Origin of the sequence: Paenibacillus sp. FSL H8-0104 (assembly GCF_038050215.1) — a bacterium.
GTDB classification, from domain to species: Bacteria; Bacillota; Bacilli; order Paenibacillales; family Paenibacillaceae; genus Paenibacillus; species Paenibacillus amylolyticus.
On the sequence record NZ_JBBOTC010000001.1, the window covers coordinates 2,796,546 to 2,819,326 of the forward strand.

The following is a 22,781-nucleotide window of genomic DNA, read 5'->3' on the forward strand; positions in this document are numbered from 1 at the left end:
AAGTCTTCCATTTTTTTTAATCAAAAATGACCAATATACCATTTCAGTCAGTTAGTTCTTTAAATGGTTTTATCGTTATCTGGATGAAATATGAAAATGTGCAAAAAATAACTTGAATCTGTTGATCTGAAGAGTAAGTGTAATCACGTCTGTAAATCAAGTCATTATTTTTTAGTTGTAGAACTCTTAACTTGGGAAGAAGGAGTGAGCGTCATGCCACCAATTTCAGTGCCTCAACCAAAAACATTTGGCCCACTAGGCAATTTGCCGCAATTGAACTTTGAAGAGCCGGTGCAATCCTTGGTGAAACTGGCTGAAGAATACGGACCGATCTTTCGTATGGAGTACCCTGGGCGAAGTGAATTGTATATTTCAGGTCACGAACTGGTCGCCGAGGTAACAGATGAATCCAAATTCGACAAACGGGTGTGGGCACCCCTTGCGAAGGTTCGTGCTTTTGCAGGAGATGGGCTATTTACGAGTTGGACCGAGGAGCCGAATTGGAAAAAAGCCCATAACGTACTGCTGCCAAGTTTCAGTCAACGTGCGATGCAGGGATATCACAACAAAATGATTGATCTGGCTGTGCAGCTGGTTCAGAAATGGTCACGATTGAACCCGGATGAGACGGTTAACGTTCCGGATGATATGACACGTCTTACGCTCGACACGATTGGCCTGTGTGGGTTTAACTATCGGTTTAACAGCTTCTATCGGGAAGAACCACATCCATTCATTACGAGTATGGTTCGTGCGTTGGATGAATCCATGAGTTCATTGCAACGACTGCGTCTGCAAGACAAGCTGATGATCACCAAAAAGAAACAGTTTGAACAGGATATCCGTTCCATGTTCTCTTTGGTGGATCACATTATTGCCGAGCGCAAAGAGAAACCGCAGGAAGGCGCAGATGATCTGTTGTCCCACATGCTCAGCGGCAAGGACCCGGAAACAGGAGAAACGCTGGATGATGAGAACATCCGTTATCAGATTATTACATTCCTGATCGCTGGACATGAGACCACAAGTGGACTGTTATCCTTCGCCGTTTATTATCTGATGAAGAATCCGGATACGCTGGCTAAAGCCCAAGCTGAGGTGGATCAGATTCTGAAAGATCCGGTTCCAACGTACAACCAGGTTCGCAATCTGAAGTACGTTCGTATGGTTTTGAATGAAGCATTGCGGTTATGGCCTACGGCCCCGGCATTTTCTCTGTATGCAAAAGAGGACACTGTACTTGCGGGTCAATATCCTTTGCAAAAAGGAGACAGTGTCAGTGTACTTATTCCCAAGCTGCATCGTGACCGCGAAGCATGGGGAGACGACGTAGAGGAATTCCGCCCGGAACGGTTCGAAGATCCGAGCAAAGTGCCGCATGATGCCTATAAACCTTTTGGTAATGGTCAACGGGCCTGTATTGGTCAGCAGTTTGCACTTCAGGAAGCAACGCTGGTACTGGGCATGGTGTTGAAGCATTTTGACTTCATAGATCATTCTGATTATCAGTTAAAAGTGAAAGAAACGCTGACGCTCAAACCGGATAACTTCACAATTCGTGTACGTGCGCGTGGCGGGCAGCCAGTCATGGCCGTTCCGGGTGTAGCGGTAGAAGAACCAAAGCCGGTTGCCAAAAGAACGGAGCCGGATGCAGCAAATGCCCACCACACACCGATGCTTGTTCTGTACGGTTCCAATCTGGGTACCGCTGAAGGCATTGCACGTGAGCTTGCGGATACCGCCAGATATCAGGGTTTCCGGAGTGAGGTCGCTACGCTGGATGATCGTGTTGGCAAACTGCCAAAGGAGGGCGCCGTCATTATTGTCAGTGCATCCTATAACGGTCAGCCGCCAAGTAATGCCAAGATGTTTGTCGAGTGGATCGAACATGCAGATGCGAATGAATTCAAAGGTGTGCGTTTCGCCGTTCTTGGATGCGGTGACCACAACTGGGCCAGCACCTATCAGCGTATTCCGCGTTTAATAGATGAACAGTTATCTTCCAGAGGAGCAGAGCGGTTATCACCACTGGGTGAATCAGATGCCAGCGGAGATTTTGAGAAACAGGTGGGGGATTGGACAGAGCAATTATGGCCAGATCTCGCACGAACGATGGGATTGAAGCTAAACACAAGCTCCAATAGCGAACGCAGTTCACTGTCTGTACAGTTTGTCAGCGGGCTCGTCGTAACACCGCTTGCGGATACGTATGATGCACATGTGGCAGAAGTACTTGAGAACAGGGAGCTTCACGACGCGGGCAGTGAACGAAGCACACGTCACTTGGAGATCAAATTGCCTGAAGGCATAACCTACAAGGAAGGGGATCACCTGGGCATTCTGCCGCAGAACCCACCGGAGCTGGTGGAACGTGTACTTCGTCGTTATGGATTCACCGGAACGGAGCATCTCGTTCTGGATGCATCCGGTCGGAGTGCCGCGCATCTGCCGCTACATCAACCGGTGAACCTGTATGATCTGCTCAGTCATAGCGTTGAGCTTCAGGAAGCTGCAACGCGTGCGCAGTTGAGAGAAATGGCAGCATACACCGTATGTCCACCGCATAAAAAAGAACTTGAAGCGCTGCTTGATGAATCTGTGTATATGGACGAAGTGCGGAACAAACGGATCTCCATGCTGGATTATCTGGTGAAATATGAGGCATGTGAATTGCCGTTTGAGCGTTTCCTTGAATTATTGCCTTCATTAAAAGCCAGATATTATTCGATCTCCAGTTCACCGCGTGTTCAGCCCGATCAAGCGAGTATTACGGTCAGTGTTGTGCGCGCCCCGGCATGGAGTGGACAGGGAGAATACAAAGGTATTGCGTCCAACTATCTGGCTAACCTGAAACCAGGTGACGAGATCGTGATGTTCACGCGGACACCGGAATCCGGGTTCCAACTGCCGGAGGATGCACAGGTTCCCGTCATCATGGTAGGCCCGGGTACAGGTGTTGCTCCATTCCGAGGTTTCTTGCAGGCAAGGCATGTATTGAAGGAACAAGGTCAAGAGGTTGGCGAAGCCCACCTGTACTTTGGATGCCGGAATCCCGAGCATGATTATCTGTACAAAAATGAACTGGAAGCAGCCCAGCAAGAAGGGCTTGTAAAACTTCATACGGCCTTCTCCCGTGTAGACGGGGAGGAGAAATGTTATGTACAGCATCTGATGAGAGACGATGCCCATCAACTGATTCCTTTGTTTGAAGAGGGTGCGCATCTGTATATCTGCGGTGATGGCAGCAAGATGGCACCTGATGTGGAAGCTACACTCCAGCAGGCATACGCTGATATTCATGGCAAGTCCGCGAAGGAAGCAGAGGATTGGCTTAATCAGCTTCAGCAGGATGGTCGTTATGCCAAGGATGTATGGACAGGCATCTGATGTACACATATGAAGGGTCAGCTTGATCCTTAACTGGCTGAGCGGTGAGATACAGAAGCAGTTCTGTTCTCACCGCTTTTTGACATAAAATGATTCTTCAGCAGATAAGTGGTTGCATGGGTTATAATTATATATTGGAAGGGAGCACCCGTATGCAGACATTTGGGAACCATTGTATGGCTTGCGAAAAGAACCAGCTTTACTTCCGTCTACAAGGCCGTTTCAGGTTTTTTCTTCCGGTGGTTGGCCGATAGATCGACTCGACGCTGGAGAGAGGAAATAATATACGGGAAGGGACTCTGCCTTTTCCCTGGAGTTCAAGATAATCCAGTCCCACGCCCACAAGTCTGATATTGTTAAATGCATTCCTGGAAGGGAAAGTCGTGCGGATTCCCACTCTGACGCCTCGCCGTGTTCGAGGAATATCGAATACCCGAATGGAATTCAGACTAAGTGGAATGAATAACTGCCGGTTTACTTTGATAAACTGCCTTGGATAGACACGACGAATACGTCCCGGTTCCAACCCGGAGAGTGGAGTATTCAGTTCTGCAAGGTGCCCCTGGAGTTCTGCCAGGCGCTGCTGAAGTGTTTTTCCAGTATGGAGATGCTGCCAGCTCATAAGTATTCCTCCGTTCGCCATTTGTACCTAGTATATGAAGGAACGGGGTAGGAAGGTGTACGTTTGATAGCCCATGTTCGTTAAGTCTAACGGGGTTTCTTTTATAATAGAGGAGTGATTCACATGATCGTAGAGATGTATAAAGACCTCATTAAGGATGAGCGTGGCAATTATTATCTAGCAGTGCAGATCGAGGGCAATGAGCTTACGCTCGTTAATGCTTTCGTCGAAGCGGCATTCACACCTGAACTGATCTACAATGAAGAGTTTCGTACCAAGCATAAAGAGATGGAAGGCGGATTTGTAGGCAAAATTGCGATGGACCTGCTAAGGCATGATGTGGTCATGGGGATGAAGCAAATCGACCGCAAACTGTTGAATCTGTCGGATGTGGAACAGCAGTTCACGGTAAATTATATTGATACGATTGAATTTTATCGCCACCCGGCGTGGAACCGGAAGGTGTAGAAATAAAGAAATGTAAAAGCGCAAGTGCAGGGGCAGTAAACCTCCGCAACTTGCGCTTTTTGCATACAAACAATTAACGATACGTAGGATGGATGATGCCAATATCGCGTTCAGTTTTCAAATTTCCATCAGCGTAACGCTGCATTTCATTTCCTTTGATCTGAATCGGGATACACTCCCCTTGATAGTAAAGCTCCCCCTCGACGGTGCGAACGCTCATTCCAATGATGCCTTTCAGATGTCCACTATGATCCGTCACCAGTCGAATCCCTGACGGGCCGTCCAGATGAACCTTGCCTTCCAGATATACCGTCATGCGATCAGGCGTGTTGACCAATTCATATCCTACTCCGTTGACTTTCCGGCTATAAGCCGTGTTGCCAGATACGATCTCACCATGATCCATGTCGATGGGGAGCAGTCCGGTAAACCAGAGCTGATTCGATCCAACAGGCATAATTCCGCATAATCGCTCCACATAATCGAGGAGACAGAGGATGGAGGGGGAGTACGTCTCGGTAAAACCTTGTTCTCCGGTCCAGGGGCTTAGTACCTGACCAAATCGCTTATCTTTGGATAGAGCGGACAAGATAGGCTGCATTACCCAGGTTAGCTCCACATATCTATGATGATACTCGAATGCGTGTGGCGCCCGAATCAGACTCAGGAAATTGGATGCCCCTCCCCAGCTGTTATAGGAGGAAAAGGGATCAAATCTGGGATCATCCATTGAAATCGATGTAAACGGGTATTTAGCGAAAAACTTGCTTGTATTCAACAGGTACCGACGCAGTAGGTTATCGAACAATTCACGGTCACCCACCTCGCAGGCCATTACGCGGAGCAACACATCAGATTGGACTCTGACCAATTCGTCATTGCGATCCCGATCATAGAAGAACATATCCTGTTCGTCGTAACAATAACGGAAAAGACTTTCCAGGCTAGACTCGGCTTTTGCTTTCCAATCCGTTCCCGATACTCCCAGTTCTTCAGCCATACGGGACAGATACGTGCGCTGACAATAGATATTGGCGGTCAGATCCGGTGCCAGAAAAGGCAGAATCGGAGAATCCGGATGATAGGCAGAAGCATCATTCATATAAGGTGTATCCGGAACATGCCAGAATCGCGGGGATAAGTCATGTCCGGTGTCAAACGTACTGAAGGCCTCTACACAGCCAGTTCCTCGGGTATTACGGTTGTGGGCAATCCACTCATCGTAACGAACCATAGCCTTATACATCGTGTTCAGGAAAGGCGACTGCTTGCCATGATTGATATGAAGCTGATAGTGGTTCCATACACTGCGTGCCAGCGGAGTGACCAACTGGATTTGCCGGAAAGAAGGTCCGTTTGCCGTGAGTTTATACGGGAGCAATCCATCTTCTCTTTGTTGCTTGGCAAATGCGAGGTACGTTGTTTCGGACACAGATGGAAGCAGGCGAGACAACAGCTCCGCATTGATGGTACCTGTACTCTCTAACCAACATCCGAGATAGATGCCACCTTCTTGTAAAATAGGATTGCTGTCTCCTATGGGCAGGATGCAAGCAAGCAATTTCTCCACTGCCGCATAATACGTAGCTTCCATTCGTCCGCCCGATGCCGCAAACCGGATACCCGACGCATGCCATTCCTGTAATAACTGCTGATCTTCCGGTTTGACTGGCTGAACTTGTTCCATAATCGAAATGTTGCGCAGCCGATTTAATATCTCTTCTGTCATATGTTCCTCCTTGTAGCGTCTGCTTATTGATTCGATTCAAAGATCCGAACGGTACCGTTATAGAAGTCCGAGTCGACTTGCAGATTAGCCACAAAAATATAAAAAAGACTGCGTGATATGCGCAGCCTTTAAATGAAATTAATAATGTAGTGCAGACCTGGGAGACTTAGAAACGAACCAGATTATTGACATTGACAGGCAAACCCGTCGCGATGGCGCGATTGGCAGCAATACCCGTCAGAATGGATCTGGCACCGTCCACGTGGTTAGCAGCGCGATGATACGGATCTTCAACAGGCTCTCCAAACAGATCATTCAGCAGAACCGGGTCACCTCCGCCATGTCCACCTGCTTTTTCTTCCACTTCAACCTCATATGGCGCATCAAACATTGGAAGAACCCGCAACGTTTTACCGATCAATGCACCTTCTTTACTCTTGTCACCCAATGAGTTGACATAGGATTGCTCCACAATGTTCATCTCAATCCGGCCTTTGGTGCCATTAATGGCAATGCGGTAACCTTCCCATGGCTGGTAGGCGACGAGGGAGTACGTCAGAATCGCTTTGTTCCGATACTTCACAAGAACACCCATCGTATCCTCAATGTTGATGCCATCCCCAAATACACTCTGATCGCGCTGGTAACCATCTTCCGATTCGGCATCCAGATACATGGACTTCATATGTGCGTCTGAATCCAAATGCAGTGCAAAAGGGTCATCCTTTGCGATCGGGTTGCCGGTTGCCCGGTTGTAGAATTGCGTTACACCGCGTTCTTCTGCGTTTTCTCTGCCGTAATACATCAGATCACCAAATGCAAACACGGTATCCGGTTGCGAGCCAATCCAGAAATTCACCAAATCGAAGTGATGGGTGGATTTGTGCACGAGTAATCCGCCGCTATTACGCTTGTCCCGATGCCAACGGCGGAAATAATCTGCCCCGTGGCGGGTATTCAGCAGCCATTCAAAGTGAACGGAAGTGACTTTCCCGATGGTATCATTCAGAATAAGTTCTCTAATCTTAGTATGGTGCGGTGCATAACGGTAGTTAAAGGTGACTCTTACGTTCTGGCCAGTCCGCTTGACAGCATCCAGAATCTCCTGACATTTCTCCTCATCGATGGTCATCGGTTTTTCGGTGACAACGTCACAACCCAGTTCCATCGCACGAATGATGTACTTGTGATGGGTGCGGTCAACACTCGTTACGATGACATAGTCAGGCTTCTCGTTCTCAATCATCTGATCAAACTGATCTGCAGGATAAGTGGGTACCTCAGGATACTCGTACTTTTCCTTCAATAGTTGATTCGCGTAGTTCATGCGGACTTGATTTATATCACAAAAGCCGACAAGCTCGGATGTATCCCTGTAATCCCGGGTCAAAGCACCATAAAAAAATTCGGCGCGGCCGCCAGTTCCGACTAATACATAACGTTTCTTGTTACTCATGTCTATCGCCTCCTTGAATATAGCTCTAGACTATAACAAGGGAGTACTTCTTTCGCCGCATTTTATGCGTAACCGCTTTCAAATGCCGCATATTTTGCTATAATTTATGGAAAGGAGAGAGGGCGATATGACAGAACCTTTCAGTGCAGATTTTCATGATCCCTCGGATTTACTGCACATCGAATATGATCGTCGCATTGGATATTTCTCGATGACGGATGACCATCTGCATGATCATTATGAGTTATATTACCTGTTGTCTGGTGAGCGTATCTATTTCATTAAGGACCGGACCTACCGGGTAAAGGCTGGTGATCTGGTGTTTGTTGACCGCAATACGGTTCATAAAACATTGGAGAGCGGTATGCCTGACCATGAGCGGATGGTGCTGTATTTGAAGCCTGAGCTTTTTGCAGCCATAGCTATTTCCGCGGAGTTAGTTGAAGGCTTGAAGGAACCCTTCTGTTGGGAGATTCCTATTGTAAGGTTTCCATCTCAAGTCACGGAGGTTCTAGAACGGATGGTTAGCGAAATGGTGGATGAAATGCTTCGTCCTCAACCTGGAAGCAACCTGTTGCTCCGTCACCGGGCTGTTGAATTGTTGCTCCATGCCTATCGTAATCAACACTTGGGCAGGTTAAGCTCCGATGATCGTGAGCCGGTTCTTCATCCCAAGACACAGGCAGTTGTACGTTACCTGAATGAGAACTATCAGAAACCACTGACATTACCGGAGGTGGCGGGCATGTTTCGTATTAGTCCGCATTATCTGAGTCGATTGTTCAAACAAACGACGGGATTTACCTTCAGTGATTATCTGAATCTGTTACGGGTGAAGGAAGCACAGCGTTTACTGCGAGAAAGTGAAGAATCCATTACGGACATCGCCTGGCTTGCGGGGTTCAGTAACTTCTCTCATTTTGGCAAGATGTTCAAACGTACCGTTCAGGTATCGCCAAGAGTTTATAGACAGGAATACAAGGAATCGGGTTCCGTGAGGACCCTAAAAGAGGGAGAGAATATACGATGATTGAAGCAAGATTAAATGAAATGGGGATCATTTTGCCACAGGCCAGTGCCCCCGCAGCGAAATACGCCAATGCCGTTATTGTGAATGGAATTATGTATGTATCCGGGAAAGGACCGGATACCTCTGAACGTGGCAAACTGGGATCAGACTTCACGACAGAGCAGGGATATGATTTTGCCCGGAACGCTGGACTGGAGGTGCTTGCTGTCGTTCGAGATGTGTTGGGTTCACTGGATCGGGTGAAGAGAGTGGTTAAAGTGCAGGGATTCATTAATGCGTCCGCTTCGTATCAGGAGTATCATAAAGTGCTAAATGGATTCTCGGATCTGATGATGGAGGTATTTGGGGATCAGGGGGTACACGCTCGTTCAGTATTCGGTGCAGTGTCCGTAAGGGATAATTTGCCGCTGATCATTGATTCTATTTTTCAAGTGGAGGAGTAGGTATAACGATGACAGAATCGTCTTCTTTTAATCCAATTATGCTAACGATTCCCGAGAGCTTCCATACGAAACGCCTCACGATTCGAGCACCACAGTGGGGGGATGGCGCAGCCGTTAATGAGGCGGTCCGTGAGAGTGCGGAGCAGCTGCGGTTGTGGTTACCTTTTGCCGAGAAAATCCCTTCATTGGAAGAGTCTGAAGTGACTGTTCGCAAAGCAAGGCTGCAATATCTGGAACGTACCGACATGATGTTACATTTGCGTGATAGACATACGGATGATTTCGTAGGTAGCAGTGGGTTACATCGCATTGACTGGAATGCACGCTGTTTTGAGATCGGTTACTGGATTCGAACATCGCGAGCTGGTGAGGGTTTGATGACGGAAGCGGTGAGAGGCATTGAGCAATTTGCCATTACTCATCTGGAGGCGAACCGGCTGGAGATCCGCTGTGATGCCCGCAATGTGCGAAGTGCCAAAGTTGCCGAACGAGCGGGTTATACGCTGGAAGGTATACTGCGCAAGATGAGACGTGACAGCACAGGTACGCTGGTTGATTGTATGGTTTTCTCCAAAGTCAGAGGCAGTGAGTTCGGAGGGGAAATATGGAACGAATCGGTCAGGGAAGAAATGCGGAAATCTATGCCTATTCGAACGAGCACATTATGAAGTTATATAGAATGGATTTTCCACTCTAAGCAGTCCAGAAAGAATAAAATATTGCCTGATTAACAGCAGATCTGTCATGGCGATTTTCACCCTGATAATGTTATGCTCAGTGAGGGCGGCGATCCATATAGGGTCATCGATTGGATGACTGGTATGGCGGGAGATCCTGCGGGTGATATGGCTCAAAGCTGGGTAATATTAATGAGCCGCACATTGCCGGAAGATACAGAGCCTGCTATACGAATGGGTTTTGAAACGGCTCGTGAATCGCTGGTCGAATATTACATCCATCATTTTATGCAACTTTCCGGGATTACACGTGAAGCTATAGAGTCCTGGATGCTGCCAGTTGCTGCCGCGCGTCTAGACGAGGATTTGCCCGCTCAAGAGGGAGAGAGCTGCTCAAGTTTGTTCAGGAACGAATTCGTCGGTTATAAAAGTTGAATTACATATTATTTACACTGACACTACGATGACAGAATAACCTTTCAATCGCTGTTATCCCCAGATTTTTTTGATTCCCTTTTCCGAAGGGGAAAATCCGGGGATAAAGGCGAGCGCTTCGCTTTTTAAGGTTTTTTCTGTCCTCTCCGTTATCGTGTTAATGATTAGTTCAACATCTATAGACGAATCTAATGATTTTATATATAAGGGTAGAGAAAGAGAGGGGACATATTCATGCTGCATTCATTAAAGGCCATACAATCATACAAGTCAGGTAACACGCCGGAAGCCCAGCAGCTATGGCTGCAACTGCTGGCAGCAGCGGAGAAACCCCATATTAACCTCGAACGTATTCATTCCATTGCCGAACTTGAGGGAACAAATCCAGTACTGGACTACACCGAGCGTACACTTCACGTACTGGAGGAGCTTCAGGTTTCTTTTTGGGTGCGAGAAATTCTGGAAGACGTATTAATCTGGTCAGAGACGGCGAAGGCCGGATCACGGGAGCAACGGCGGGTATGGCAAAAGCAGGGCGTTAACTTGTTTGTACACAATGTGGGGTCCGCTCAGTTATATGACTTATACGCAGTGGCGGAGCACCTGGATAATGACATCGATAAGACCAAGGAGACGAGTATATATCAACTTGGTTCTCCGAGTGGTGCTCTAAGTAACAATGCGGATATAAGCGAGCATGCTGCACTGACTTCACACACACCAAGGCATGAGATTATTCGTACTCTGATTGCTACGCATGGACTTATTGGTCAATACATACGCGGAGAGATTCCATTTGCCGAGAATGCTTCGCTCCACGCCTTGATCGTCAAAGGGTGGCTTACTACAGATGAATTGCACACCATACTGATGGCATTAAATGAGTGCATTATTGCAGGCGTTGATCGAGCTTTATGGAATCAGGTTCAGGCTGAGGTACAGCGAATTGTAGGCTGGATTATCGCTGGACCAGATCATGAAGACTGGAGCGTGAAGGAACGGTTATCCCGCTTAAGAAGTTCATCCATTCGGCAGGGAGAAGCTATGGATACGGCTTACGCCAAGCTCCAAACGGAACTGGATGTAGAACAGGCGCTGGCTCCGCTCGCCCATCGCACATTATGGTATGTGGAATCGGCCATGCAGGATTTTTCGTTGCAGGAGATGGTGAAAGTGTTCCTGTTGACGCTTCGCAGCGAGAGCATGCATCCAACATCCATGGAGAGTCTATCTGAAATCGTTCGCCATATCAGCTTCGAACCATTGATGAATACGATGTATTACGATTACAAGGGCGTCAAGAAGCTCAATATTTACAAGAAACGAATGATTGAAAAATATTTGGAACAGTATTCGTGGGAACAGATTGTGTCAGGGGAGCAGATCGTCTATCCCCATCTAACCCATCGCATTGAACGTCATACGGATCTGCCGGATACATTATTCGTGACCTTTGAATTTTCTCCAGCGGCGGAGAAACTGATTGCATTCTGTATTGAAGCTGAAAAGTCGCCGTTATACGAGAAGGCTGTACTGCTGTTATTTGACCTGTTCGGATTACGCCGGGATGCCTATGACCGTTTCCACAACGAAGAGACGTATTTATCCGATATGAACAGCTCCGGTGATTACAAAAAAGTACTGCTTGACTATATCGTTGGTAAACGGGTACTGGATATTGGTCCAGGTGGAGGAATTCTGCTGGATCTGATTGAGCAGGAAAAACCGGAAGCGGAGCCGATTGGTATCGATATCTCAGCCAATGTCATTGAAGTGCTGGAGCGTAAAAAACAGCGTGAGGGACATCGCTGGCAAGTGATGAAGGGCGATGCTCTGCAACTGGAGCAATATGTGCAGCCGGGCACAGTGGATACGGTTATTTTTTCATCCATTCTGCATGAATTGTATTCTTATATTGAACTGGACGGTCGAAGATTTAATTCCGATACGGTTGTGGCAGCGCTGAGAAGTTCATTCCGTGTGCTGTCACCTGGAGGAAGAATTCTGATTCGGGATGGCATCATGAGTGAACCGGAGGCACAGAAGCGCCGGATTCGTTTTCTGGAACCGGATGGGATGCGCTGGCTGGAGCGGTATGCAGAGGATTTTCAGGGACGTGCAATTCAATATGAGCGGGTCTCAGACAATGAGGTCGTATTGCCGATCAACGATGCAATGGAGTTTCTCTACACCTATACGTGGGGCGAAGAGGCATACGTGCATGAAATTCAGGAACAGTTCGGTATATTCACGCCGACAGCCTATGAGAACTGTATTCGAGAAGCGCTGGGTGAACAAGCCGAGATGATTACGTTCCGACATTTTCTCCAGGAGGGGTACACGGAAGCGCTTGGAGAACGAATGATCTTCATGAAGGAAAATGGTGAGCCTGCGCCTTTGCCAGACAGTACCTGCCTGATTGTCATTGAGAAGAAAAAAGGGTTGGCGGATGGATGATGAGTGAGGCCAGTACGTTTTTGTATTTTGTCAGACATGCGGAGTCTCGATATGTTGAAGGAAGAGAACGCGAGCGTGGACTGACAGAGCAAGGTCATCAAGATGCGGGAACGGTTGCCAGTCTGCTCCATGGGGAGCAGATTCAACTGTTCTATTCTAGCCCTTACAGGCGAGCGGTGGATACGATTCAGATTCTGGCAGATCGGTCAGGTGGAATTGTGGTGACAGAGGAAGATCTGCGTGAACGTCAGTTATCGAGTTCGGATGTGAAGCATGATAATTTTCGTGAAGCCAAGCAGCGGTTGTACCGTGATCCTACGTATGCGCATCCAGGTGGAGAGTCTGGTGAACAGGCTCGCTTAAGAGCAGTAGCGGTCATCGAGAAAATTTTGGATAAACATGTGGGTCACAAGGTAGTCATCGGAACCCATGGAGATGTAATGACTCTTATTTTACAACACTATGATTCTTCCTACGGTTATGATTTCTGGGAGAAGACTACAATGCCGGACATCTATAAGTTGCAGTTTGATGGAACGCGCAAGTTGGTCCAGGTCACCCGATTGTGGGAGTGACAGAGTTATATATGAGAAATGCATTAGCCAGAATGATAGTGGGGAGGAGTGAGTTGGACGGATGAAAATTACGCTGTTGCCTGATACATACTTTATTGAAAATCTAAGCGTATCTTCATTGCAGGATAGGATGTACTGCATATTTGATCTCGAAGGTACAGGCATTAATCCTGTGGTGGAGAATGTGACACAATTTGGTGCGATGCATTACCAAAGAGGACAACAATGTAATACAACATTTTCATCACTTGCACGTGCGAACAAACCTATACCAGAAGCTGTGGCGAAATTAACAGGCATTTCGAATGAGGAAATGTTGGAGGCTCCGTCGTTCGTAGAAGCATTTCAGGAATTTCAGAAATTCATTGGTGATAACGTGCTTGTAACACAAGCAGGATATGAATATGATCTGCCCATCTTGAAGCGGCATTGTGATGAGTATGGGCTTCCGATGTTGACTAACCCGGTGCTCGATACAAAAGCGATGTTCACCTACATTCATCCTGAGATTACCGAGGTTGTCTCTACGGATTTTCTGATTCGGTACTACGATCTGAATACAGATGGAATTCACAGGCACAATGCTTTGGCAGATTGTGGTGTGATTGCTCGTATCTTTGAAAGTATCCTTAGCGAATATGAGGGACTTCAATTGGATCATTTTACAGCCGATCCAAAGCAGATGATGAAACGTTTCGTTATACCAGAGATGTATCTGACTTGACGAGGAACTGGAGGAGAGATCAATGAGCAAAACGGATGTGGAGAAGCTACTGTTGGATCTTAACGAGGGACGGATTCTGACCCAGCAGACATTCGAAGGATTGGACGTGGAAATTTACTTGGATGAAAGGGATGCCTCTGCATTTGCTGACGAGTGGATGCAAGCTTTTGAACGATGGGCTCAAGATACCGCGGTAGCTGAAGAAGAGGTGCTGCGCGCATGCAGGGAACAGGCGTTCAAACAGACCTTGGCTCTCACCGGCGAACCTGAGTTAGCGGGGTATGTAAGTGATGATATGGGTTTAATTGGTGCTGCACTGTTACAGGGTACGGCGAACGATTCCTTTGTGGATCAACTGTTGGAAAGTTATCGACAAGGTAGGTTGCCCCTGCGATAAGCGGGGGGAGGACCAACAAGGGTGTTTCCGTTTGTATAAAAAAATAGCATCAAATGTACATTGTGAGTCGGCTGAAGCATGAGTTACAATTCACCTAAGCAATAGATGAGAATGATAATCATTATATGTGAAACATTCTCACGGTTACATTAACAGATCACATAGGGGTGAAGGGTAACATGGTAGGTTTAGTTAAAGGTTTCAAAGGGTGGACGATTACATTACTGCTCATGGGTCTGGTTATTTCAGGATGTAGTACAAATACCGCTACGAATGCGGAACAGACTCCTTCAACTGAAAGTGCAGCTTCTGGAGAAAATACTTCTGGAAACGAGACAGAGCCTGCGACACGAGTTGTACAGGATGAATTTGGAGATGTGACGATTCCGGTTCAACCACAGCGGATTGCTGGAATATATGTGGAGGATTATCTGAAGGCGCTCGATATTACACCTGTAGTGCAGTGGTATCATCCTTTGTGGGGTGTACAGGATTATTTAGGACTGGATGTTCCGCAATTTGACACCACAGGGAGCATTGAAGCTTTGTTGGCATATGATCCGGATCTCATCATTGTAGATGGTGGAGTGGATATGGAGAAATATGAGATGTATTCCAAGGTGGCACCGACGTATCGCTTGCCTGAGAGCGTATTGCAGGATTCGAATCAAATTTTGAAAACCATTGCCGATGTTGTGGGTAAACCGGAAAAGGGTGAAGAAGTTGCTACGGCATTCGGAGCTAAGGTTGCAGATGCTAAGGCGAAGTTGCAGGAAGCGGTTGGAGACGAGACCGTCGCAGTTGTCCGGTTGAATGTTAATGATGATACACTGGCGTTGTTCGGTGTGAAGAATCGATTTACCGGATTTATTTATTCGGAGCTTGGTCTAACACCTCATCCTCTGGTTAGCAAGATGGAAGAATATCAGGAAATCTTGTCTGAGGAGGCCATCCCGCAACTTGATGCGGATCATCTTATTATTTTCCCTTCCAATGGAGAATGGTCATCCCCTGAGAACAAGGAAGCTTTGAAGGTACTTGACAGCAAGTTGTGGCAGTCGCTTCCAGCGGTTAAGAACAATCAGGTGTATATCATGGAAAGAGCACATTGGCAATCAGGTGCGATTACAGCAAATTCCATGAAAATTGATGATCTATCGGAAAAAATGACTCCATAATTGAATCAATTTCATAAGACCTTAATCCATTTTTAGTGAGTCATGAAATTGATTCGAGCATGATCCCATAAGAAAGTTCTTCAGCCAGGGTTGAAGAGCTTTCTTTTTTCGTATACACTATTTTAAATGATAATAATTCTCAGTTAAGGACGATGAACATGTGCCACACCATAATACAACTGATTCCTAAGCCCTGGCTATGCTCACTTCAGCATATGGAATACGTAGATCACCATAAATCTCATATCGATAAACGTTTGTTATACAGAATGTCGTCTTCACACGCTATATTTGTTGTAACGTCTGGGAAGGGTTCAATAGTTTGCTCAGATCGGGAATCTCATTTGGAAAAAGGAATGATTATGTTTGTTCCGGCTGGAACATCCGTTAAAATAGAAGGTTCTCCTGGGACAGGAAGTGAATTGCAATACTATAAGCTTGATCTGATGGTGGCTGAGTTAAGCGAAGAGACTTCGAACGGTTTGTCTAGAAGAAACACGGAGGAGCAGCAGGAACTTTCCCAAAGTCCAGATTCTCCGACATTATTACCTCTTATGCAACTCAGTTACAGTCCGTGGAGTTCTTGTCTGGAAGCCTTGGAACAAATACTGCGTCAACAGGTCACTGGCGATTGGCTGGAGCAATGGGAGGTACAGCTTCGTTTTCAGGAGTGGTTCCGTGCCTTAATTCGCCAGAGTGTCCCCGAAACAGAAGTACCCGATGATCGTGCCCGTCTTCAAAGTTCAATTCGTTATATTGGCGACCACTATGATCAGACCATAACCGTGGATGAGCTCGCAGCAGATATTGGTTTTACCAGGGCCAGCTACACTCGGCAATTTAAAAGGATTACGGGCAAGCTCCCGCTTGAATATGTAAATGCGGTTCGGCTTGAACGCTCGAAGCAACTATTGCAGCTTACGGATGATCGTATCCATGAAATTGCACAGAATGTGGGATTTAGCAGCGAGTATTATTTTGGTCGCCGATTTAAGCAATACTCTGGTATTTCACCTGGGTTATACCGCCGTCATCACCGTCAAGAGGTTCGTGTCTTTGCCCCGTATCTGGAGGACTTTGTGTTGGCTCTTGGCGTAAAACCTGTACTGCAATGTTCGCATCACTCCTGGGGTAGACAGCATTATTTGGGGTTGGATGACGTACCTGAATTTGATGTGAGCCAGATGGATGCGCAGTTTAATCTAGGCAATGTACCTGATTTTATCATGCTGGATAAGGGATATGATCGATGGAATCTGGACCGCTTTCAGCAGGTAGCACCTACATTTTACGTAGATCATCTGGGAGAGGACTGGCGCTCCATTTTAAGATCGACAGCCGATGTGTTAGGGAAGGTGAATCGGGTTCAAGATGTAATTGGTGCGTATGAGGACAAGGCCATGGAAGCTAAGAGTCGGTTAGCACGTTATATGCGTGGTCAGACGGTAGCCTTTTTGCGTATATCTGCTTCGGATATTACTCTTTATGGGGATCAGCAGGGCTACGTCGGCCCTGTAATTTATCAGGATCTTGGACTGACTCCGCATTCCCATGTGCAGCAATGGACAAGACACGAGCGGAGGGTCTTCATTAGATTGGACAAGTTAAGTCAGCTTCATGCGGATCACTTGTTGATTACATTTGACACTGGAAATTCTGCTAAACCTGGAGAGGAGCGCGAACTGCTCGAAAGGGATGAATGGAAACGTCTGCCTGCGGTGAAGAACGGTAATGTGTACGAAGTGGATTTCATGTCGTGGATGAACTACGGTGTGATCTCTCATGGGAAGAAGATTGAGGATATATTGCGGTTTATGGCGTGAACAATGCATGGTCTGTGAGATGTTTTTCAAAAAAAATCAAGAAAATCATATAACTTTCAAAACTATCAAAATTTTGTGATGTAACTCACGGGCACTCTATGAATCTACTGGTATTATCCTTTTCGTTAATCTATAATCTGCTTGTTTAATAGACTAAATAAAGGAATTTTAATTAGATTGAGGAATATATTATAACAGATAGTATATAAACTAAAGGAGCAGATCAATGATCAAGGATAAAATTCCAATTTGGTTCTGGTGTATCTCGATAGTAGTTGCCATTATGTTAGTATTCAACTTGTTTCAAGTAGATTCTCGTATTAACATGCTTGCACTAGGCATTCTAAATATTGCTAATGCCATTCGGATGTGGAAGAAATATCGGAACTCAGCAATTATATTTTTGATAATAGGTGTTCTTTGTGCAGTTTTATTTTTCAAATATCTATTTCAATAATCATCTTGAAGCTTGACCGTCATATATCTGGCGGTCTTTTTCGTTTCAGAGATTAGAACAATGAAGGAATCATAATGAGCGACAAATTACAAAAATATCATTGCGCCACGTGTGTGATGAATGAGCCAATACAATTACCCGAAAGGCTTGTTTCATCTTATTTTAGTGTAGCGTTTACAAAAAAACTGGATAACGAGCATAAAATGCAAAAGCGGATGTCCTTGACTGAACGATTGTGACATACCATTAGAGTGAAGGCAGATCTGTAACGCAGGGATTGAAGTCTTCAAGCATAGCCATGAATGGCGGATGGGAGAGCTGTAATGACAAAACGGGTAATTCTGTTGGAAGAAGGTACGGCAGAGATGAAAGGGCTAATGGGCAGTAAAGGGGCTGATCTTGCAGAGCTAATCCATGCAGGGTGGTCTATCCCGGCCGGATTTGTAGTCACAACGGAATGCTGTCGCGAGTTCTGTACCCGTCTTGGACATCTTTCCGGTGAAGGAGAGGAAGAGATTATTAACGCGATCCGGCATCTGGAACAGCAAACCGGGAAGTTCTTCGGACATTCGGAGAATCCGCTACTACTCGCGGTACGTACGGACCAGGATCGAACCTCAGCAACTGCGACACAATCACTGCTCAATGTTGGTCTGAATGATGTTACTGTGGAAGGACTCGCACGTCAAACTGGTGATCGGTTGTATGCACTCCAATGTTATCTAGATTACTTAGAGGAATATGGACAGCTGGTATATGCAATTCCGTCTGAATCTTTCACAGAAATATCGAGTCACGTCAAGGGTCGGGATGAAACGGAACTTGAATTAACCATTACCGAGTTTAAATATTTAATCGAAGGGGAGGGGCGTAACCCTTTTCCTCAAGATGTTCAAATTCAATTCAAAGAAGCAGTACGTGCGGTATATCATTCACAGCGTATTAAAGCATCCAGATCTCAGGACGAGATCATGCGTAAATCATATTACATCTCTTCGGAGCAAAGCGCTCCTGTTCTTATACAGACGATGATGCATGGAAAATGTGGAGAATCAAGCGGGATCGGAACAATATATACGTGTAACCCACTTACAGGAGAAAAGGGAATTACAGGACAATATGTCCCAACCGGGAACGCGAGCCACACAGATCACAGCCTGGAGCGTTTACGGAATGACGAACCTGAGCTGTACACAAGTTTGCTGGAGATAGGTAGCCAGCTGGAGACGCATAAGGGAGAAGTGCAGGAAATCACCTTTGTGATTGAATCCGGCGCGTTGTATGTTGTGCAGACCCAGCCCGCACGATTATCTTCAACAGCCACACTGAGGAGTACTGTGGATTTTGTCCATGAAGGACTCCTCACCAAGGAGGATGCACTTCTTCGCATCCAACCTGCGCATATCACGGAAGTGCAGAAGCTTTACACCAATCCTACTTCTATCAGCGAAGCGAGCAATGGACATCTGCCCATACAGATCCAGCCAGTAACTAATGATGAATGTCCAGCTTATAACAACTCAGATTCACTTTTATCAGCAGATCTGCAACTACTGTTTAAGTGGGCTGATGAAGTGAAAGAGCTGAAGGTACTGGCCAATGTAGATCATCCACAGGATGCCATGACAGCACGGCTACAAGGGGCCGAGGGAATAGGTCTATGCCGGACGGAGAACATGCTGTTATCACCTGCGCGGTTACCATTTGTACAAAAAATGATCCTGGCAGACAGTGAATCCGAACGCAGGCGTGGGTTGGAGCGTCTGTTGCCGATGCAGCAGTCTGATTTTGAACAAATATTCGAAGCGATGGATGGATACCCGGTAACGATACGTTTGCTCGATTCGCCGTTGCATGAACTGTTACCGGATCTGGGAGTGTTGGAGAAACGACGTGAGTGGTTACAAGCAGAGGAGTGGCAGGAGCAAAAAGACCATCAGAATGAACTGGAGGAACTGGAGCGTGTCATTCGCAGAGTCTGTGAATTGCATGAACATAATCCGACATTGGGACAACAGGCTTGTCGGCTGAGTACGGTGTTCCCGGAGATCGTTGATATGCAGCTGGAAGCGATATTCCGCGCAGCGGTGAAAGGCATCCGGCAAGGCTGGTGGGTACGTCCCGAGATTATGATCCCGCAGATCGGTCATGTGCATGAACTTCAGGTGATGAGAGATCTGGTGGATCATGTGGCTGACCAAGTGCTTGGTGAGGAGAAGCGGCATTGTCTCTATAGAGTGGGGGCGATGATCGAAGCTCCGAGAACGGCGCTGACGGCGACTCACATTGCTCGCCAGGCTGACTTTTTCTCGTTTGGCACGGATGAGCTGACAGAGATGATATTTGGATATAGTCGCCATGAAGCTGAGAAGCGGCTCCTTCTCCTTCAACGTGATACGGACTCTCGTGCGGTAACGAATAATCCATTTCATGTGCTGGACATTGAGGGAGTCGGACAACTGATTGAGATGGCTGTCGTCCAAGGTCGAATTCGAAAACCTCATCTGAAGACAGGGATCTGCGGAGAAAATGTTGTGGACCTGGAGTCGATTACGTTCTGCCACCGCATTGGTCTGGATTACGTAAGTTGTTTGCCTGAACAGATCCCTTATGCACGAATTGCTGCTGCACAAGCAGCCATTAAGGGACAGAGAGAGGGAGCGGACACGCAGAACACGGATATCTCTACAATTGCGTAACGATCACTCTGTCCTACACGGAACTTCCATGGAATAGCAACCAGAAAACTGTTATACTGAAATATACGTTTTGTAAAAGGAACGTAAAATTTCAGGGTAAGGGTTGAAAGCGACCATGTATAATTCCAAAAATGAACGAACTTCATCACGGACCTTATTCGCCGTGTTATTCATTCTTATGCTGCTCAAGCTGTCACTACTGCGGTATTTCTTTTTCCAGGGTCTGTCCGGCATCGGTCTGTTAACTGACGCATTAGGTGCATTAACGTTGGTATGCCTGCTGGATCTGATCGTGCCCAAAGGCTGGAAGCGAGCAGTATACGGGGGATTCAATATTCTGTTTTCTCTGGTTCTGTTCGCGGCTACGCTGTATAACGTTCATTTCAGTTCGGTACCTACCTATACCGTGCTAAGTGAGCTGGGGCAGGTTGCCCAAGTGCGGGGAAGTATCGGACCGCTGGTGCGACCGGAACACTTTCTGTTTTTTGCAGACATCGTACTGGCATTGCCAATATGGTTGATTATGCGCAGACGTGCTGGCGGGCGTAACTACAGCAGTTACCGCGATAGCGGTTTGACGTTTGGCAGAATTCGCAGACGTTACTGGGGCAAACTCGGCGTTGCGCTTACGGCTGCATTCTGCATCGTGCTGTCTGGCAGTTTTATTGTCAAAGGTGAAACGATTGATAACGAGCTGGTTCGAGCCGAGAATCTCGGTTTCCTGAACTATCAGGTATCGTCTGCCATTCTGACGAGCAAAGAAAATGAGGCCATTGCGAATGGCAACATTAACGAAACCATTGCCAAGATCAATGAGCTGGTTAGCCAGTATCCGTATCAGGATACACCAAGTGACGGCACAGCTGTGAAAGCCAAATATTTTGGTCAGGCCAAAGGCAGCAATCTGATCGTACTGCAACTGGAGTCCTTTCAGAATTTCCCGATTAATGCTTCATTAGACGGTCAGGAATTAACACCGGTACTGAATGATCTGGCCAAAGAAAGCTATTATTTCTCTCATTTTTTCCAACAGATCGGACAGGGAAACACATCAGACGCGGAGTTCATGTCGAACACATCTATCTATCCAACCGGAGTTGTTCCCATGTCAGCAGGGTACAGTGACCGCGAACTGCCGAGTCTTCCGAAGTTATTAGGAAAAGAGGGATATGAGTCCGAGACGTACCACGTCAATGACGTCACCTTCTGGAACCGGAACAAGATGTATCCGGCACTCGGATTCACTCGTTACTTCGACAAGCCCAGCTTCGAGAACGACAGATTCAATGACTTTGGACCATCGGATGAAGAGTTGTACCGTGTAGGTGTGGAAAAAATGACTGCGCATCAGGCTGCGAATCAGCCGTTCTATGCTCAGTTCATTACGGCATCGAGCCACTCGCCGTTTACGGTTCCCGCTGATCGTGCACGGATCACGATTCCTGCGACCATCACGAACAAACTGCTTCACGATTATCTGCAAGCGATCAACTATACGGATTATGCCATCGGTCAACTTATTAATGAGTTGAAGGCGAACGGATTATGGGATAATACTACTTTAGTGCTCTACGGAGACCACTTTGGTCTGCCTGCTGACGAAGAGATTACACAGCAGATTCAGGCCAATCTGGGCGTCCCTTATGACGGTAAAGTAAGTCGATTCAACATCCCGTTCATGATTCATACGCCGAAACAGACCAAAGGACAAGTGATTGAGCAGCCAGGCGGTCAGTTGGATATGTTGCCAACGATTATGAACCTGATGGGTGTTTCCCTTCAAGATGAGAAGTTCACTGCCTTCGGACATGATCTGCTCAACATGGACCACAATGCCTTTGGTATCCGGTATTACTTGCCAACGGGTTCATTTGTCAACAATGACATCATGTTTATTCCGGGTGCAGGATTTGACGATGGAACAGCCTACTCCCTCAAAACATATGAACCGGTAACGAATTTGGAACCGTATCGTTCCGATTATGAACATGTGCTCAGCCTGATGAAACTGTCTGACGAGTATGTGAAGTTGTTACCAAAACGTGCGCCATAAATCAATTTTCTGCAATAGGTCAGATCAAAAACGTCACCAGTTCAAAAGCTGGTGGCGTTTTTTTGCATGTTTCTTGCACAAGTGTGGTAATAAAGAGAATAACTAAAGTTTGAAACTGTAATAATTAATGTTACAATGGAATGAGCAAGAATGAAGTGAGCAAAAGCGCGT

The 22,781-nt window shown here is 46.7% G+C and carries 17 protein-coding genes; 14 read left to right on the forward strand and 3 right to left on the reverse strand.

All coding sequences use genetic code 11. From position 1 onward, the window contains the following. Positions 1-213: 213 nt before the first annotated feature. Entirely contained in the window at positions 214-3,387 is a 3,174-nt protein-coding gene (locus tag NST38_RS12800; RefSeq protein ID WP_076249610.1) for a bifunctional cytochrome P450/NADPH--P450 reductase, read from the forward strand. A gap of 199 nt (positions 3,388-3,586) precedes the next feature. On the opposite strand, the gene NST38_RS12805 is transcribed toward NST38_RS12800, so the two are convergent. Further along, a complete protein-coding gene (locus NST38_RS12805) occupies positions 3,587-4,009 on the reverse strand; it encodes a hypothetical protein (RefSeq protein WP_036608832.1) in 423 nt (140 codons plus the stop codon). Positions 4,010-4,132: 123 nt separating this feature from the next. Between NST38_RS12805 and NST38_RS12810 the strand changes: the two genes are divergently transcribed. Next, positions 4,133-4,477, forward strand: a complete 345-nt coding sequence (locus NST38_RS12810) for a hypothetical protein (RefSeq protein ID WP_047842639.1) — start codon at positions 4,133-4,135, stop codon at positions 4,475-4,477. A 73-nt stretch (positions 4,478-4,550) separates the two neighbouring features. Here NST38_RS12810 and NST38_RS12815 read toward each other — a convergent pair whose 3' ends face one another. Both NST38_RS12815 and NST38_RS12820 read right to left on the reverse strand, forming a co-directional pair. Then, complete coding sequence (locus NST38_RS12815; RefSeq protein ID WP_076249609.1) at positions 4,551-6,206, reverse strand: MGH1-like glycoside hydrolase domain-containing protein; 1,656 nt, start codon at positions 6,204-6,206, stop codon at positions 4,551-4,553. Positions 6,207-6,372: 166 nt separating this feature from the next. Continuing rightward, positions 6,373-7,662: a Gfo/Idh/MocA family oxidoreductase gene (locus NST38_RS12820; protein ID WP_036608810.1), complete on the reverse strand. Its 1,290-nt coding sequence runs from the start codon at positions 7,660-7,662 to the stop codon at positions 6,373-6,375. A gap of 127 nt (positions 7,663-7,789) precedes the next feature. Here NST38_RS12820 and NST38_RS12825 point away from each other — a divergent pair, with 127 nt between their 5' ends. The 12 genes from NST38_RS12825 to NST38_RS12880 all read left to right on the forward strand — a co-directional run bounded on the left by NST38_RS12825 (position 7,790) and on the right by NST38_RS12880 (position 22,610). Further along, positions 7,790-8,692, forward strand: a complete 903-nt coding sequence (locus tag NST38_RS12825) for an AraC family transcriptional regulator (RefSeq protein WP_076249608.1) — start codon at positions 7,790-7,792, stop codon at positions 8,690-8,692. Beyond that, on the forward strand, positions 8,689-9,135 hold the full coding sequence (locus NST38_RS12830; RefSeq protein WP_076249607.1) for a RidA family protein: 447 nt from the start codon (positions 8,689-8,691) through the stop codon (positions 9,133-9,135). Before NST38_RS12825 ends, NST38_RS12830 begins: the two co-directional genes overlap by 4 nt. 8 nt (positions 9,136-9,143) lie before the next feature. Further along, positions 9,144-9,803: a GNAT family N-acetyltransferase gene (locus NST38_RS12835; protein WP_076249606.1), complete on the forward strand. Its 660-nt coding sequence runs from the start codon at positions 9,144-9,146 to the stop codon at positions 9,801-9,803. Between the two features lie 69 nt (positions 9,804-9,872). Further along, positions 9,873-10,247: a phosphotransferase gene (locus tag NST38_RS12840; protein WP_256719973.1), complete on the forward strand. Its 375-nt coding sequence runs from the start codon at positions 9,873-9,875 to the stop codon at positions 10,245-10,247. A 234-nt stretch (positions 10,248-10,481) separates the two neighbouring features. Then, complete coding sequence (locus tag NST38_RS12845; protein WP_076249604.1) at positions 10,482-12,704, forward strand: class I SAM-dependent methyltransferase; 2,223 nt, start codon at positions 10,482-10,484, stop codon at positions 12,702-12,704. Next, positions 12,704-13,279, forward strand: a complete 576-nt coding sequence (locus tag NST38_RS12850) for a histidine phosphatase family protein (protein ID WP_076249603.1) — start codon at positions 12,704-12,706, stop codon at positions 13,277-13,279. The genes NST38_RS12845 and NST38_RS12850 overlap by 1 nt, the downstream gene beginning before the upstream one ends. 61 nt (positions 13,280-13,340) lie before the next feature. After that, complete coding sequence (locus NST38_RS12855; RefSeq protein ID WP_076249602.1) at positions 13,341-14,003, forward strand: 3'-5' exonuclease; 663 nt, start codon at positions 13,341-13,343, stop codon at positions 14,001-14,003. Between the two features lie 22 nt (positions 14,004-14,025). Next, the gene (locus NST38_RS12860) at positions 14,026-14,400 is read left to right on the forward strand and encodes a hypothetical protein (RefSeq protein WP_076249601.1); all 375 of its coding nucleotides are present in this window, start codon (positions 14,026-14,028) and stop codon (positions 14,398-14,400) included. Positions 14,401-14,579: 179 nt separating this feature from the next. Then, positions 14,580-15,578: an ABC transporter substrate-binding protein gene (locus NST38_RS12865; RefSeq protein WP_076249600.1), complete on the forward strand. Its 999-nt coding sequence runs from the start codon at positions 14,580-14,582 to the stop codon at positions 15,576-15,578. 269 nt (positions 15,579-15,847) lie between these two features. Beyond that, a complete protein-coding gene (locus NST38_RS12870; RefSeq protein WP_256719972.1) occupies positions 15,848-17,401 on the forward strand; it encodes a helix-turn-helix domain-containing protein in 1,554 nt (517 codons plus the stop codon). Between the two features lie 780 nt (positions 17,402-18,181). Continuing rightward, positions 18,182-20,557, forward strand: a complete 2,376-nt coding sequence (locus NST38_RS12875) for a putative PEP-binding protein (protein WP_076249598.1) — start codon at positions 18,182-18,184, stop codon at positions 20,555-20,557. A 115-nt stretch (positions 20,558-20,672) separates the two neighbouring features. Then, a complete protein-coding gene (locus NST38_RS12880; RefSeq protein WP_076249597.1) occupies positions 20,673-22,610 on the forward strand; it encodes an LTA synthase family protein in 1,938 nt (645 codons plus the stop codon). Positions 22,611-22,781 lie beyond the last annotated feature (171 nt).